At 55.5% G+C, this 14,714-nt stretch carries 17 protein-coding genes; 11 read left to right on the top strand and 6 right to left on the bottom strand.

The features are described from left to right. Window positions 1-51: 51 nt before the first annotated feature. Complete coding sequence (locus MF410_RS30600) at window positions 52-1,242, bottom strand: adenylate/guanylate cyclase domain-containing protein (protein WP_125849391.1); 1,191 nt, start codon at window positions 1,240-1,242, stop codon at window positions 52-54. 899 nt (window positions 1,243-2,141) lie between these two features. Between MF410_RS30600 and MF410_RS30595 the strand changes: the two genes are divergently transcribed. From MF410_RS30595 to MF410_RS30580, 3 genes are all read left to right on the top strand, one after another. Beyond that, window positions 2,142-2,348 (top strand): hypothetical protein, encoded by a 207-nt coding sequence (locus MF410_RS30595; RefSeq protein WP_003561743.1) that lies wholly within the window; start codon window positions 2,142-2,144, stop codon window positions 2,346-2,348. A 639-nt stretch (window positions 2,349-2,987) separates the two neighbouring features. Next, on the top strand, window positions 2,988-3,758 hold the full coding sequence (locus MF410_RS30585; protein ID WP_239620783.1) for an SHOCT domain-containing protein: 771 nt from the start codon (window positions 2,988-2,990) through the stop codon (window positions 3,756-3,758). 304 nt (window positions 3,759-4,062) lie between these two features. Continuing rightward, window positions 4,063-4,281, top strand: coding sequence for a hypothetical protein (locus tag MF410_RS30580; RefSeq protein WP_239620781.1), 219 nt, complete (start codon window positions 4,063-4,065; stop codon window positions 4,279-4,281). A gap of 164 nt (window positions 4,282-4,445) precedes the next feature. On the opposite strand, the gene MF410_RS30575 is transcribed toward MF410_RS30580, so the two are convergent. Beyond that, complete coding sequence (locus MF410_RS30575; protein WP_125849399.1) at window positions 4,446-4,643, bottom strand: hypothetical protein; 198 nt, start codon at window positions 4,641-4,643, stop codon at window positions 4,446-4,448. A gap of 173 nt (window positions 4,644-4,816) precedes the next feature. Between MF410_RS30575 and MF410_RS30570 the strand changes: the two genes are divergently transcribed. Both MF410_RS30570 and MF410_RS30565 read left to right on the top strand, forming a co-directional pair. Beyond that, a complete protein-coding gene (locus tag MF410_RS30570) occupies window positions 4,817-5,377 on the top strand; it encodes a PIN domain-containing protein (RefSeq protein WP_239620780.1) in 561 nt (186 codons plus the stop codon). Between the two features lie 291 nt (window positions 5,378-5,668). After that, window positions 5,669-7,906, top strand: a complete 2,238-nt coding sequence (locus MF410_RS30565; protein ID WP_165405089.1) for a DNA cytosine methyltransferase — start codon at window positions 5,669-5,671, stop codon at window positions 7,904-7,906. Window positions 7,907-7,909: 3 nt separating this feature from the next. Here the strand turns inward: MF410_RS30565 and MF410_RS30560 are convergent, their stop codons facing one another. Beyond that, window positions 7,910-8,578, bottom strand: a complete 669-nt coding sequence (locus MF410_RS30560) for a hypothetical protein (RefSeq protein ID WP_130696066.1) — start codon at window positions 8,576-8,578, stop codon at window positions 7,910-7,912. A gap of 564 nt (window positions 8,579-9,142) precedes the next feature. Here MF410_RS30560 and MF410_RS30555 point away from each other — a divergent pair. Then, a complete protein-coding gene (locus MF410_RS30555; protein WP_165405090.1) occupies window positions 9,143-9,313 on the top strand; it encodes a hypothetical protein in 171 nt (56 codons plus the stop codon). Between the two features lie 104 nt (window positions 9,314-9,417). Here the strand turns inward: MF410_RS30555 and MF410_RS30550 are convergent, their stop codons facing one another. Together MF410_RS30550 and MF410_RS30545 are read right to left on the bottom strand one after the other, a co-directional pair. Continuing rightward, entirely contained in the window at window positions 9,418-9,693 is a 276-nt protein-coding gene (locus MF410_RS30550) for a hypothetical protein (protein WP_130696067.1), read from the bottom strand. Window positions 9,694-9,855: 162 nt separating this feature from the next. Continuing rightward, entirely contained in the window at window positions 9,856-10,257 is a 402-nt protein-coding gene (locus MF410_RS30545) for a hypothetical protein (RefSeq protein ID WP_239620779.1), read from the bottom strand. Between MF410_RS30545 and MF410_RS30540 the strand changes: the two genes are divergently transcribed. The 4 genes from MF410_RS30540 (at window position 10,244) to MF410_RS30525 (ending at window position 12,320) form a co-directional block, all read left to right on the top strand. Then, entirely contained in the window at window positions 10,244-10,504 is a 261-nt protein-coding gene (locus MF410_RS30540; protein WP_130696069.1) for a hypothetical protein, read from the top strand. The two genes, MF410_RS30545 and MF410_RS30540, sit on opposite strands and share 14 nt — an antisense overlap. A gap of 72 nt (window positions 10,505-10,576) precedes the next feature. After that, a complete protein-coding gene (locus tag MF410_RS30535; protein WP_130696070.1) occupies window positions 10,577-11,107 on the top strand; it encodes a hypothetical protein in 531 nt (176 codons plus the stop codon). A 38-nt stretch (window positions 11,108-11,145) separates the two neighbouring features. Beyond that, a complete protein-coding gene (locus MF410_RS30530) occupies window positions 11,146-12,006 on the top strand; it encodes a hypothetical protein (protein ID WP_130696071.1) in 861 nt (286 codons plus the stop codon). Between the two features lie 92 nt (window positions 12,007-12,098). After that, window positions 12,099-12,320, top strand: a complete 222-nt coding sequence (locus MF410_RS30525) for a hypothetical protein (RefSeq protein WP_130696072.1) — start codon at window positions 12,099-12,101, stop codon at window positions 12,318-12,320. Window positions 12,321-12,545: 225 nt separating this feature from the next. Here MF410_RS30525 and MF410_RS30520 read toward each other — a convergent pair whose 3' ends face one another. Further along, window positions 12,546-12,845 (bottom strand): hypothetical protein, encoded by a 300-nt coding sequence (locus tag MF410_RS30520; RefSeq protein ID WP_239620778.1) that lies wholly within the window; start codon window positions 12,843-12,845, stop codon window positions 12,546-12,548. 137 nt (window positions 12,846-12,982) lie between these two features. Here MF410_RS30520 and MF410_RS30515 point away from each other — a divergent pair, with 137 nt between their 5' ends. Next, a complete protein-coding gene (locus MF410_RS30515; RefSeq protein WP_239620777.1) occupies window positions 12,983-14,671 on the top strand; it encodes a hypothetical protein in 1,689 nt (562 codons plus the stop codon). Window positions 14,672-14,714: the final 43 nt, after the last annotated feature.

Raw genomic sequence — 14,714 nt, 5'->3', positions numbered from 1 at the left:
GGGGCAACGTGGGACGGAACACCGGTTACGAACCTGGAGTTCCGAAGTCCATCAGCCGAACGTGAAGACCTCGATGGGCTTCGTTACACCTCGAAGCTCAAATGATCCCAGCCCCTCCATCCGCGCATCCTTCCCCACGGCCTCAACGAAATCAGCGGACAGCAGAACCGTCTTCTTGATGGTCTTAGTAAGCTTCTCCAGCCTCGAAGCGATGTTCACGGCGGGTCCGATGACGGTGAAATCCAACCTCTTTCGGGATCCAATATTGCCGTACATGACATCACCAACATGGACCCCCATTCCATACCGCAGCGCCGGATGGCCCTTTTGAACGTGGAGGTCATTCATCGCTGACATGTTCGCTCGCGCCTCGGTAACGGCTGCCAAGAGGGACTCACAAGCCTGCGGATTGCTCAAAGGAAAAATAGCGAGTAGGCCATCACCCATGAACTTAAGAATTTCGCCGCCCTTCTGCTCGATAGGGTCCGATACGGCGTCGAAATAGCTGTTTAGCAATTCGATGACGTCGTCGCGCGGCCACATGTCAGAAATTGACGTGAAGTCGCGCAGATCGCATATCAGGACTGCAGCACGAACGGTTGTGCCGCTCCCTCGCCGGGTCGCACCAGCCAAGATTTGTTCGCTGGCATGCGGGCCGACATAAGTCTCCAAGAGTGTTCGAGCCAACCGGTTCTTGAGCCTGATCTCGCTCACTAGGGCTAGCGCAGGCAAGATATCCTTGAGAAGCTGGATATCTGCCTCCGAGAAACCGCCAGCTCCGTCACTGGCGAATGTCACAGATTGCCTTTTCCCGAGCGTATGCTCCACGCCCAAGGCGAGGTAGTCGGTGAGACCTTCCTCCAGAAGTTCATCATAGACCGGATACCAAGGCGCCTGGCCGCGGTTCTCTGAAATTCGATGGCGGACAACATCGGCACCCTCGTCCAACTCCCGAATTGGACTGTTTTGATAACGGCCGGTGTCTTCGATCCCGTAATCAAAGGTGATGATCGCGGCCTTGCTATCGCCTATCCGCCATAGGATTCGTGCTCCCTGCCACTGCGGATTGTAGGTGTTCAGAAACAATGTAGCTCTAGCGACAGGCGTCCCGGCACTTCGAAGACGCTCGCAGAGTTCCGTGAAGATGTCGTCGATGAAGCGCTCGCGACTGGTGCCGTTGACCAGCCATTCCAGTGTTTCATCACGGTTATGTGGCCAACCGATAGGTTTGTATTCCGACATGATGTGGTCATTTCAAATGAGACGAGGAACCAACGAACCCTACTCGCACGCTTCTGCGTCAAGGCCCGCGCCGCATCCCTACCTCGTTTTCCTGACCTCGACAAAGGAGAATTCTGGTGAGCTTTATCCTCTGAAGGCAGGAGATAAACGCGCGGTTTAACATCAAGTGACCTGAGGGCCGCCCGCTCCAAGTAGCCGAAGCAGCCAAGTCCGGAGCGCGTACGTCACCCAATCCGAAATCATCGTCAATCGGGATAAGGGCTTCTCTATCCAAATCCATTGACGGAGAACGTCATCTGGTAGCTGAACAGACCTTCCATCTGGCAAACCTACGGCGGTTCCGGGAAAGGTTCGAGCGGTTGACAATGCTTTCTCCCGTTGACCGGACGGTCGACATTTTCTATGACCCCGCCGCCGTGCTCCTCGAGGCGGCAAAGGGAGGGCCTGGTCTGACGAGGGATCAGGCCTTTGCCACTCGGCGGCTGCGCCTTTAAGCTGGGTTGCCAGAACCCTTGCTCCTCGATCGCGAGGATCAAACCATTCGCCCCCGAACTTCGCCATGAAGGCTTCGGCGCCGACCTTCGTGGCGAAGCAATGTATGTTGGAATGCTGATCCTCGTGAAAGACTGTGTGACCCCGGCTGCAGCGCATTAGCCGATTGCAGTAGAGAGCCTGTTCCTCGCCAAGTTTGCCTTTAGAGAGCTCAGCTAGGAGCGCCACCTGGAACGGCCATCCTCGGTCAATCGCCGCAGGGGTCAATTCGCCTTTCCGTCGCGCCATGACTGCTTACTCCCTTTCTGAGATGTGCGCGAAGCCATACAGCGACGCCTGTTGACTCCATAGCGGAAGAGAACATAATGAGAACACTCAAATAGTTCAAAGGGTATGTGGGCGGTTCAATGTCCGTTAAGTTCGCGACTCCATCGGCAGAATTAGACTACGAAGTTGAGGCAGCACTCGCCTTCCATGATGACGATGCAAAAGCGACTGTCGCCACATTGCTCAGCGACATTAAGCATCTGCGGTTCCAGCTCGCCCTGGCTCAGAGCGCAATGAGTTACGGCATGACTCGGGGCTGGTCGCCCAAATTCGATAGGGAGGCCTAGATGCTGGATAAAACCAGACCATCCCGGCCAAACTTTGAAACCGCCTTCAAGCGATGGTGGGATGGACAGCCTGCTTCATACCGCAACCGCATTGACGCTAGCGCAGCCAGGACAAGCTTCCGGGCAGGATACGCGACTGGCCGGAACGCTGATTTGGACAGGTACGTATTCACCGCCGGACGCCTTCGCATCACGGTGTGGGGTTCAGGTATGCTCGACGCCAAACGAAAAGCATTGGCGGAAGCCGAATTTCGCGCAGCCAAAAATGGATGGCCCACGCCAAAAGGCGGCTGGGTCCTAAAGGAGCTTAGATGAGCGGCACCGATCGTCCCACTCTTCAACGAGCCCCTGCCCTAGTCGCGAGGAAGTGTCACTGCGGCGACTGGGCTGGCTTTCGCTTCGGCAAATCAGAGCAGCAGGAATGGTGGTGCTGGAAGCACTACCCATACAAGACGTCCGCTCGGCTGGAGGCAGCAGAGATTGCCAGTATGCTTTCGAAAAAAGTGGCTCGAGGTTGAAATACCAGAACCCGCAACGCCTTCCCCTTCCGACATTCTGCGTCGTAGATGAGGAAAGTGATAAGCCAGCGCCTATATAGAGAATCGCGACCTTTAGAGGATTACGATGGAGCGGATGGCGATGAATGCTGAAAAGCGGTCTGAGTGGTTTTCGTCGCTTGCGCAAAAACATGGCGTAAGCAGCGACACTATTCGGCAATTGTACGGAGCCATGGTCGCCGGTGGCGGTAATCAAGCGCAGTTCAACCTGCCGGAACTCGGTGGTATGGGCCAATGGTCGGCGGGCGGCATGATCATGGTTGGAGACATGTTCAATCATGCGCTCAAGTCCAAGGTCCTGGACCTTTGCTTAGATTTGAGCGCCGCCGCACGCACGGACGCCGAGGCCCAACCCCGATTCTATCAAAGTCAGCAACAGGGGGATCACGCTGAGCACACTTTCGGTCGCTGGTATCCACACGATCTTGGAATACCCGCCTCCGCTGGATCTCAGAATTCGATGCGGTATGCCTTTTTCCCGTCTGCCAGAAGACTGGCACTCAGTGACGGTAACCGCACGACGATCTACGATACCGATGATCACGAAATCACTGGCTTCTCGCAGCAGCAGGGAACCGGGCAAGATGTGTCCTTTTCCTCTCAACACGGACGCATCGCGCTATCCACCCTCCGGAAGGTCTCCGAGGAAGCTGAGCCACTTCGGAGCCTTCCAGTCGAGAAACGTGAAGAAAATGAACTCCGGATCAACAAAGCAAGCGCTGCCGCCAGACCAAAATTCGAGAGCGATGACGTGATCGGCAAAATAGAGCGGCTTGCGGCGCTTCATGCAAAAGGTATTCTGACCGACGACGAATTCGCGACGAAGAAGGCCGAACTGTTGTCACGCATTTGATCGAAGCCGGATCTTGGTAGATTATATCGTATGGGGGGCGTAACACGCTCCGATGTGACGGCGATCAACCGGTCTCTCGTTGAGAGTGACGGCCATCGGGTTGAATTCAGCTTCGGAAATCACGATCTCCAGTTGGTGATTGGAGCCCGACAATGCTTTACCTCTGCCTCGCCCTCGGCACCATGTTTCTGACCTTCTCCGTCGGGCGTTACCTCTCCGCGAGGACGCGGCTTATCGAGAAGACAATTGACGAAACCATTGCCCGTAAACTTTCGGAGTCCCAATTAAAATCGAACTTGCCCGCATGAAGGAAGAGAACGGAGTGATGCGCAATCTGCTGATCGACATGGTTGAAAACGAAACGTCGCTCTCCCAGACAACGCACATGTCCAAGGTAGATAAGGCCCGCGCCGAGAATTCCCGCAGGTTGCGCCGCCGAGAAATATTCGGTGAAGCGATTTTCACGCTGCAGCGAACGCAAAACACGCAGAGCACGGCACCGTACTTGAAGATCCGCGGCTGAAATCGACGTTGGTGGTATTTTCTCTAATTGACGGAACTCGGGCACCTACCGGTCCACAAGGCATCTAATCGTAGACAGCGATCACCTTTTGACGGCACTGAAGCGAACGACAAGTCGGGACGGCTGGATTGACTTTGTTATCGATTTTCGGCGCTGAGCGATCCCTATCTCCTTGAACCGATCGACCCGCCATTTGTAAGGAACGCACGGCCCTTGTCGGAAACGGTCTCAGAAGAGATCTTCACGGAAAACACGTCGTTGCCTAGCTGCACCCGCAAGCCGTTGACGGCACGCACTTTCTCAAGGAAATCTATGATTTCCTTGTCGCCCTCACCCAGCACCAGAATTTCCTTGGACGGCATTTGCGTGAATCGTTCCGCATTTCTCAAAGGTTTCCTTAGCACGGAATTCGATTCCTGTAGAGTTGCCTTCCAGCATGTCGCGCCGCCTCCAAAAGCACCCCTGAAATTTCGCCAAGGCCGTTAACGAGCAGTTAACCATACTCTCCGCACCCTTTGCGCGTGAGGGACGCGCCATGAAAACAGCATTTCTGCTTGATACGTGCGTGATCAGTGAGACTGCCCTGCCCCGTCCGAGAGAAAGCGTCATCGCCTTCCTCGCCACGGCTGACAACTACTTCATACCCGCGGGCGCTCTCATGGAGCTGCAAATGGGGATCACAAAGATTTGTGCCACCAACCCGATAAAAGCTGTCGAGCTGAGTGCTTGGTATCATGGGCTCGTGCGAGCCGGGATACCAATTGTCGAGACAGACAGGGAAGTAAGCGAGACTTGGGGCGTTCTATCCGCTGATCCCAGGCTCCAACGGCTGAGCAACGGTGGCAACGGGAAGAAACCTCGCGGTGGCCAAGACCTTCATATCGCCGCAGCCGCCCTAGTCCGACGATTGCCAATTGCCACAATGAACGTCAGCGATTTCATGCTGATAAATGACTGCTATCCGCTGCCGGGGATATACGACCCTTTGGAAAATCGCTGGCACGCACGGATGAAACCGCTGGCGGAGAGGTTTCCAATCGAGCCCGCCACCGAACCTATTCAAAACGTTCGGCGGTTAGTGCCTTCACTCCGATGATTGAAATCGGCAACATGAGGAGCCGGTGAAATCGACCACCGCTCATCGCACTCCGTCACAGCGATGATGCTTTGGCCAGTCTCGCATAGCGCTTGATTTGCCCAGATTCGGTTTCAAAGGCTGCCGATTATTGGCAGTTTAATATCTAGCTCTCCCGGCAGCTGAGAGCTTGCGGTCGGTCAAGCTGGCCTAACAAATCTTCCTGCCGCAACCAAAAGTTTACCGAACTCTTTGGCCTAGTGGAAATCTTCTTTTGGCAGTTTGCCCTCGTCTGGAATGAAGGTGCGACCCATGGCAAAGAAGGCAGCGAAGCAAAAGATATCGAAAGCCGCAAGGCTCAATAGACCGCTCGGAAGAGAAGAGCGACTCGTCCGAGCGCAAGAGCACATGGCGCGAATTCGTAGCGCCATAAGATTACAAATCTCTACGATCGTTGATGAAATCGATGTTCTGACGAGAGAAGGACGCGCTAACGTCGAAGTCCTCATGAAGGATTTTGGCTTCACTGACGCCGAATACAACACGTTCTCGAACATCACATCACTCCTCGCAAAGTTGGAAAAAGAGGTCGATGAAGGAGATCTCCACTTCGACAACTATCGTGCGCTTCTTGCAATCGATGAAGAGTCTCACGGGCACGCCGCTCAGATCATCAAGAAGGATCCGGCCGTCACGCACGACGAGATCATGCACATCTCCGACCAACTGGCCCACCGTAGACTGCCACAGGGAGAGCGAGCCTTCAAAAAGAGCCGGGAAGCATTCAATGATGCGTTTGCCGTCGGAAATCGCGCCGTCGAATCCAGCTTCAGGCGCACCGCTACAGAACTTTTCGGGATGATGAGCAAGCATTCCCGCCGCTCGTCTTACGTCAAAAGGACGGCCAGGCGCTTTGAAAAACTTACCGGTTCCCGTCGCTACTCTTTCTTCTTCGAAAGCCAATCAGCTCTATTGGCTGACATCATTAAAACGTCAGGCGAGCTTCTGACCATGGTTAGGTCCCTGTTCCCTGACAGCCCTGCTCCAGTCAGGGAATGGGCAGGGCTCGCCAATCACTCGCCGATAAAAGCCTACCTTGCACAGGCACACCACTCTCTTCAGGTCATGTCCAACCCTGATTTCAACGGGCGGATGCCCGGTGATGGGTCGATCCATTATGAATGGTCATCCTTTGACGCTATCAGATTTCTTGCGGAGCTGGCGCCGGAATACGAATTCGGCTTGAAGGAAGAGATCGATCCACGCGACGTGCGCAAACTAAATGCCATCGATCTCTGCGCAAATGCAGGGGGGCAAGCCTTAGGCATCGAGGCCGCAGGATACTACATGCATGGGTTGGTGGATCGAGACGAAGACACTATCCGAACCCTCCAGTCGAACCGTCGAAGGTGGAATGCTGTCAAGGCAGACATTGCCGCTCCCCTCATTCCCGCAGACCTCGACGCTTGGCGTGGGACAAACAAACGTGCAGCCAACCTGGATCTTGTCTCAGGCTCCTTCCCGATCTCACCGTTCGCCTATCACGCGGAAAGAGACGGCGAACTGTTCACGTCTGCTCTGAGGATCATCGAGAAGCTAAATCCTAAGGGGTTCTTCTTCGAAACCGATCTTGCATTCAACGCGCACCGTAACGATGTTTTCCGCCAAGATCTGATCACCAGTTTTTGGAATCTTGGATATGAAACCAAAAAGTGGACGCTGTCTGCCAATGAGTTCGGCGTTCCACAAGATCGAACTCGCATGTATTTTGTTGGGATCAAAAGGGGTCTCGGCAGCTTACCTCCTCCAACACGATCGACCGTTGCAACTGTTGGGCCAGCAATTTGGACAGCGGCCTTTCCAGATTTGAGCCCACACGGTGTCTATGAGGTCAAGAAGGAACTCAAACTTTTGATCAGGAAGGCAGACGCTGTTGAAAAGCCTCAGCAACAAAGTGAGCAGCAGATCGCCTACGACGGCTGGGCCAAGGCTTGGGCCAGCCGGTACGGCGCCGAGTTAGCCCCCGACATGGACAAGCATCGAGTTCAGCCGCGTGGCATGTCGGCCCATCTATGGCGTAACGCCGGGTTTGATCCACAGCGTCGAGATCTTCCGCGCCTTGGTGACAGATTAGTAATGAACTACGGCAAGCGTCTCCCATTGCTGCCGTTGTCTGTTCCTCTCTTGCAGCGTCTGCAAGTGATGCCAGACGATTGGCGATTCGAAGGGGACGAACAGTCGAAGTTGCAGCAGGTGTGCAGTGTCCGTCCTCCCGTGGTTTCACTCGCCATCGCTCGCGAAATCCACCGAGCCATCACGAGCCAGGCTGTCGATCTTGATCATCCCGCCGCATGGAAGATTACCAGCGGAAAAGAGCGGTTCATCCCTGGCTTCGCAATTGGCGCGGGAACTAACCACCCTGACCCGTTGTCTGATCGAGCCCAGAAGTATGCGGAGGAGCAGAGGGAGAGGGAGAGGGAGCAGATGCTGTTTGAAGATAGCCTTTATTGTAATGATGATGATGAGGAGGAGGAGGAAGGAGATGCTTGATTATCACCAGCGGCTCGAAAACTTTATGTCTTCTTGAATTCGCGCAGTGATCAGGTCCAGCATGCCATGGCGATCGGCCGGATCAAAAAGTCCGGCCGTCTTCCCGTCGATCAGAACCTTGACCCGGCTCTTTCCAAACTCAAAACGCCACTTCCTATCCGAGGCATCATCAAACTCCAGGGACTCACCCTTTCGGCCAGACGAGCAGTAAATCTTGAATTCCCCGTAGAGCGACAATCGATCCGCGATCGCCTCGAACGCGACTGCAAGGTTCTGGTTCTTCGTGACTTTATTCTCGATGCTCGGGTAGCGAACAACCCCTATCTTTGCAATGATCCCGGAGAGCTGAGCAAAATCGTTCTCAATAACGCCCGTGAACCTGTACGACGCGTTGTTCATATGTTCGTAGAACGTCCACCCATCGCTACCGACCTCGACTGCTGCCCACCTTTCAAAAAAAGCAGTGCAGCTCTTCAGCCTAAGGGGAGTTCCCGGTAGCAATACTGAGCCTGTGATCATGATATCAAGCGGGACGTAGCGGTCCTTTGCCTCGAAAGCAACGATTTGCCCACCCTGCAATCGCTTGGCCTTTGCCTCAACACCCAGCTCGCGCAGCTGCGGTCCAAGACGCTCGTTGATTTCATCCAGCAGCTCTGTGAGGGCATTCTTCATTTGGGCGCACCTTTTTTCGTATGCGTCATTTTTTTTCGCCCGACTGCAAGGGACAAGACTGTGAACCGGATGCGAGCGCCGTCCGACGTTAACCATAATTAAGAATTTATTAAAATTTTATCATCTTGCCCTTGGAGTTACTCCGGCTAGCTGCCATTATGAGCTTAGCTAATGTCTGGAGACAAAGCCCTATGTCGTTGTTTCGAATAGAAAACATCAGCGCGAACCGCTGATGAGAACGTTCAGACCCTAAGGGTCTTCGACGACATCTTACCGGCGACGCGCGACTGTTAGCGCCCCTGAGTCAATGGCCGGAACCAATCTCATGAACATCCAATTCTTCCGACGCTCGTCGGCGGCTGCGTCCACGTCAGCGCCTTCGTCAAGCCGTGTTGGCAAATATATCGATCTAAACGTTTGCAGATTTAATAAGCCATCTGTGTTTTGGTGCCCTCTATAGCACTCCAAGTTTCGGCGCAGAGCCGTGACACCGATCCATGCGATCTCGTCACGTCCTGTTTCGGAACGGCTGCGTAACCACGTTGCTCAAAGGAGAAGACTACCATGGCAACTTACCGAGGCTTGTTCCCGCAAGATTTGAACCCGGCTGAAGTCGAACGCTGCTTCGCACGAGGTGCGACCATCGAAGAACTTTCGTTCGACTTCGACAGCGCCGAAGACGGTTGCCTCGAGACGACCGACTACCCTAGCGAACATCCGCTCCTCCAGAAGTAATTGTAGAGGGTCTCACGATGTCCAAAACCTTTCCCGCTTCAATCGCAACGGCGTCTCCTTCTACATCCCGCCGCCGCCGGAAACGGCCGAGTCTTGCACGGGTATCACAGTATCGCGTAGTGCCACACGAACGTCAGGGAGACGGTTGGCTGTGCGGCCTTATCCCTGAAGACTTCATCAGCGATAACGGGCCGCCATATTTCGCTTTTCCAGACGCCGTATGGCTTTCCGTTACCGACGGCTCGTCGTTGTTCGAAGATCGCCAAGATCCGCATTACGAGCGGACGACCGACGAAAGCGCCTTCATCAAACCCGTCAATGACGAGGAGCCTTCCGATGAGCACTAACAGGAAGAAGCCAAAGTCCACCTTCGTCGGCAAGAGGCTTCGCCCCTACATGAAGTCCGATGGAGCCCCGCTGTCACAAGGAATGAAGGAACGTCTTCCCGAGGTCTTTCTAGTTCACGCGCGAAAATTGGCGCGAAATCGAAGATCAGAGGCAGAACTCGTCGCGCACGCCCGCAGCGATTATCGAAACGCATTTTAGGGGAAACCGTCAATGTCAAAGATTATTGCCACTCCCGTCGCCATGGCGACCACTTTCACTGCCCCCCGACGACCACTACAAAAACCTTTGCACAGGCTATGCTGGTCAACACAGCTTGCGCCCTTGCCGAGAAGCACAGCCGCTTGAAGGCAACGATCGAAATCCGCCGCAAGCACCCAAGAATGGGCCAGCCGATGGGACCGGCTGAAATCGACGCTTGGACGACCGACATCGAGCAGCTCCTGGCTGTCCACGGCGTCTTCCATGTCCAGCATGCGAAGATCAAGGCTGGTCTTGAGCAGTATTTCGCTGACGCGGGCATCCCGTGTCAGCTCCCGGCAAAAACAGTCAGCAAGTGACCGTAAGAGAAACGGAGGCCGCCCGATGAAGAGCACCATTGCGAACATTCTTGAAGATTACGCCCTGCCGTTTCCGGCTCGGTCTGCCCCGCCGGTACGCCCGCTGATCTGGCCGACTGTTGATGAGCTTACCGCAATGATCGTGACCGAATATTGCGCAGCGGCTTCTTACCGTGCCCGCCAAAGCCGCCAGCGGCGGCGTCGGCCAAGCAACTGCGCGGCGGCCATGAATGCGCACTTCATGACCGAAAGCAGCATAGCGGCAATCCCTGCTATCCGCCTGTAATATCAACGAAACATTGCACGCTCGACAACCTCGATTTCGAGGCCAGCGAAGCCATGCCTAAAGGAGGCTACCATGACGAAGCATACTTCAATGATCCAGGCGGCGGCTAGCGCCACTAGCCATACCCCGCACCGTGAACTAGCGAATGCCGCGTACTGCGACGTGATCATGCCGTTCATCGAAAAGTCACGGGTTAACCTGGCCAAGGAGCTGGTCGAGTATGACCAGGAAGCGAAATGCATTCTGACATCCTTTGTGATGCAGTACGCGTCCGCCAAGCGGCCATCTCCGAATTCGCTTCACGCTGAGTGCGTTCAGGCGTTCGCCGAAAAGAATGAAGAACGTGCGGCTAGCGGCCTTTCTCCATTGGAGGTCCCGAAGCACGGCCGGTTCCGTCGCTTTATCCATGCATTGGACGACATGCACTGCATGATGGCACGCCATGGGATCAAACTCGCGGCCAGCCACGCACGCTTCATTACATCGTTGCACGATCAGCCTCCTCAAATGCTCAAGGCGCTTCAGGTGCTGGCCGACGTTGGGAGTGATGTGACCGCCAACTTTACGAACGGCATGGTCACCGGCATCGGGCCGAAAGCCTAACGCAACTCTGCAGCCAATCGGATCCTGACGCCGCCAACATGTACGCCGTCAGGATCATTTCACCTGGTGTAATTCACACAAGGAACCCGCCTATGCGTGATGAACGTCCTACCGGAAACTTGAAGAGGCGCGTCGAGCATGAGCGTGCCGCTCTTCGTCGGAACATGCATCTCCCACCGCTTCTTGCATCACCGTGGACCGAAGAGGAGCCTCTGCTCACCTCCGAGTCCCAGTCGATCTCGCGATATGAATCACTTGGTCCGTCACCTCTTCGCCATGGCGGGGTCCGCAAGACGTCGCGGTCGAGCGAAGCGAACTATACCGGCTCGGAATATTTCAAAAACCGCCAAGTTCAAATCGAAAGCGGCGTCGAGATCCGTATCGCCAAGCTTCTCATGGCTGATCCGCTGACCAAGGAACTCCGGTCCCAGACGCACCGCCTCGTCTACAAGGATGACGATGACGAGGTTCACTCTCACGTGCTGGATCTGTTGCAGATCCGCACAGACGAGAAGGTCGTCGGACATGCGGTCAAAACCGAAGCTAACCGGCCCTATCTCCAGAAGATCGTCGATCACCTGAATGCAACAGGGCATCCGGAGATCGACTGGATCGAGGTCAAGACCGACAAGGATGCTCCGGCGTGGAAGTTGCACAACGCTATGGATTTCCTTTGGGCTCGCGCAAATATGCATGAGACTGATCTGGATATCGTCCGGCGCCGCGCCCTTCGCCTTGGCCACTCGGTAGAGTTCTGGCAGCTGTTCGATCGCGGTGTCCATCACTGGGGCCGCGAAGCCGCAATCTTCTATCTGATCGAGCAAGGCGAACTCGTTCCCGAGTTCGCCGACGACCGGATCACAAAAGTTTCTACGCTCTTGGTGAACATGCGCTGCTAGCGCCCACTAAACGCCCCCCACCAAATTCTGCGCATGCCGTCCGAGATGCAGTCTCGGCACGGGGAAACTCGTCCCAACGAAAGGCAATTTGAATGCTTAATTTCAATTCCGCAAACCCAAGCGTCAGCCCGACGGACATCCTCAATTATCGCGATCAGACCCTGCACGTCTGCGAGGTCGATCAAACCGGCGTCTACCTCTCTCGCGGCGATCAGGTGTGCACCTTCCTTGCGCACCGCGACCTCGTCAAGGCGCTGATCGATGGGACTGCGACGATTGAACACTCGTCGTCGGCACGCGCGGCTCGCACCTAACGCCCCTCATTAAACGCTAGCATAGAAAGGGATCTCGTTATGTTGGCACTCGCCTTCAAGCACGAATACACGCGCATCCAAGTGGGACCCGAGGATAGCGTCTTCGTCCGAGACCGGTATTCCCGGGCGACCGAATGGACAAATGACGGCTTCTATTTCTCGCCGGAAGATGATCATCGCGTTTCGGACTTCATCACCTATCGCGACTTCTACGAAGACCTGCTGTCAGGCGCGGCGAAGGTCAACTACGGCTACCACAGCGGAGCCGCAACGAAGATCCGCGCGACCTTCGGGGAAGGCAAGCAGTTGGAAGGCTTCAAACCGGCGCAGCAACAAGACGCCCGCCGCATGAAGTATTTCATGGATCAGCTTGAGAACGCGATCAGAGCAAACCATGGCGAAATGCCACCGGCGGTGGATCTGATCGAAGCTATCAGTGGCTGGCATGACGATTACAATTCGTTCTTGGCCACGAATGGCGTGTACGTGGAAACCGGTGAGAGTCATAACCACCGTCACAATCACAAGAAGACAATCCTCCAGTATGAAAAGCCGCCGTGCCTCCGCACGGTAAAGGATAAATTCGCACTCTACATGGAGTGCGAAAAAACATCCTCGCGCTCGTCCGCAAGCCGCCGATTTACACTCGACGCAGGAAGGTCGTGTCCGCCGAAAGCCTGGCCCTGTGGAAGAAGTTCGCCTTTAACTACGCTTCACCCCGGCGCCCGAAGGAATCGCACCTGCTGCGCGACCTGCAGGGGGAAGTCGCTCTTCAGAATCTTGAACGAAAGAATACTGGCAACCCAATGCGGCTTGACAAGCCGGGGCGCAAAGCATTCCACCGTCTCATCAAGTCAATGGACGCATGGTGGGTTTTCGCCCGTCGTCGCGGCATCAAGGCCGCCGTTAAAGCATTCCGCGCCCAGCAAACCGGCTTCGAAATTTGGCGTCCTGGCCAGCGCTTCGAATACGACGACTACATGTTCCATCTACAGGCGATCCTCACAGATCTCCAGGTCTGGGACAAGTTTTCCAAGCGCGTCCAGGACGCAATGTCAACGAAGCGCATCTGGCTGACGCTGGGTATCGACGCGTGCACGAGGTATGTCGTCGCGGCGGTCCCCAGCATGGAGCCGAACTCAGACGCTGTTGTCAGCGCATTGGATCTGTCCCTCTCTGACAAAACGTTTATCGCGAAAAAAGCCGGTGCGCGGTCGAAGTGGCTGGGTGGCGTTCGCCCGGAATCTGCGATCGCAGACAACGGTAAACCCTACATCGCTAATAAGACGGAAGATGCTTTCCATAATAGCGGCATTCCGTATTTCCACCCGCCGAAGGGCCAACCTTGGCACCGCGCTTTCGTAGAAAGCATGCTGATGAAGTTCGGCGCCGACATCTTGACCTATTTCGACGGCCAGACTTTCGTCAATAGCGTGGATAAGGGTGAATACGACGCTGAGGGCAAGGCAAACCTTGTTGTCGAAGAGCTGATGGCGCTCATCATCCGCTGGCTCGTCGATGTCTACCACCACGAACCTGTAGCCGAGACAGGTGAGACACCCCACAACGCCTGGGCCAAGTACATCCAGGAAAACCGCGTAAAATTCGCTCCCACCGAACACGAGAAGCGTCACTACTTCGGTATCGACTTCAGCGCCGTCATCCATGGGGAAGGCCTGTTTCACGACGGCATCCGCTATAATTCGCTCGAACTCAACCGCGCACGTCAGGTCCTGGGCAACAAGAAAATTCGGTACCGCGCCCACCCGGACAACATCGAGTACATCTCCATCTGGTTCAACAATCAGTGGGTCCCAGTCCGAAACAAGAGTGCCGTTCGCGAACGTACGAGCATGCGTGAATGGGCCGAGTTCCGCCGTCTGTTTCGCGAACGCAAACGCGCGAAGGCTAGCGAAAACTGGGAGATCATCGCGCGTGCCCGTCGTGAAATTCGCGAGGCCGCTGACAGCGCGGCGGCCCGCAGCAAGTTCTCTCCCGACGCCGAGCGCCCGAAGACACTCTACAAGCTCGTCAAACAGCTGAGCGAAGGGTCTCGCTATGAAGCTGAACTCATCGAGCAGGCCCTGAAGTACGGCCTGACGAAAGACGAACTCCGCGAGTTCGAGGATTTCGTCCCAGGTTCGACGTCCGGTGTCGTCGATGAGACCGCCGACCCGTCAGCGACCGACGCGGCCCCCGCCGAAACTGGAAACGGCACCGAAGCCCCGTCGTCGCCGTCGCAAACCGCCACCGAAACGGTTGCAGACGAAGCCATCAGCACGCCGCCGACGGGCGTTGCGTACCTCGAAGACGATGAAGACGAAGAGGAGGAGGACACAGGCAACTGGTGACCGCGATTAACTGCCCCGCTTCAGCGGGGCGGCGCCCATTCCC

It is taken from the genome of Rhizobium sp. C104 (assembly GCF_022354505.1).
GTDB lineage: Bacteria > Pseudomonadota > Alphaproteobacteria > Rhizobiales > Rhizobiaceae > Rhizobium > Rhizobium redzepovicii.
Note: the sequence above shows the minus strand (reverse complement) of the source record. Positions and strands in the feature narration are given on the sequence as shown.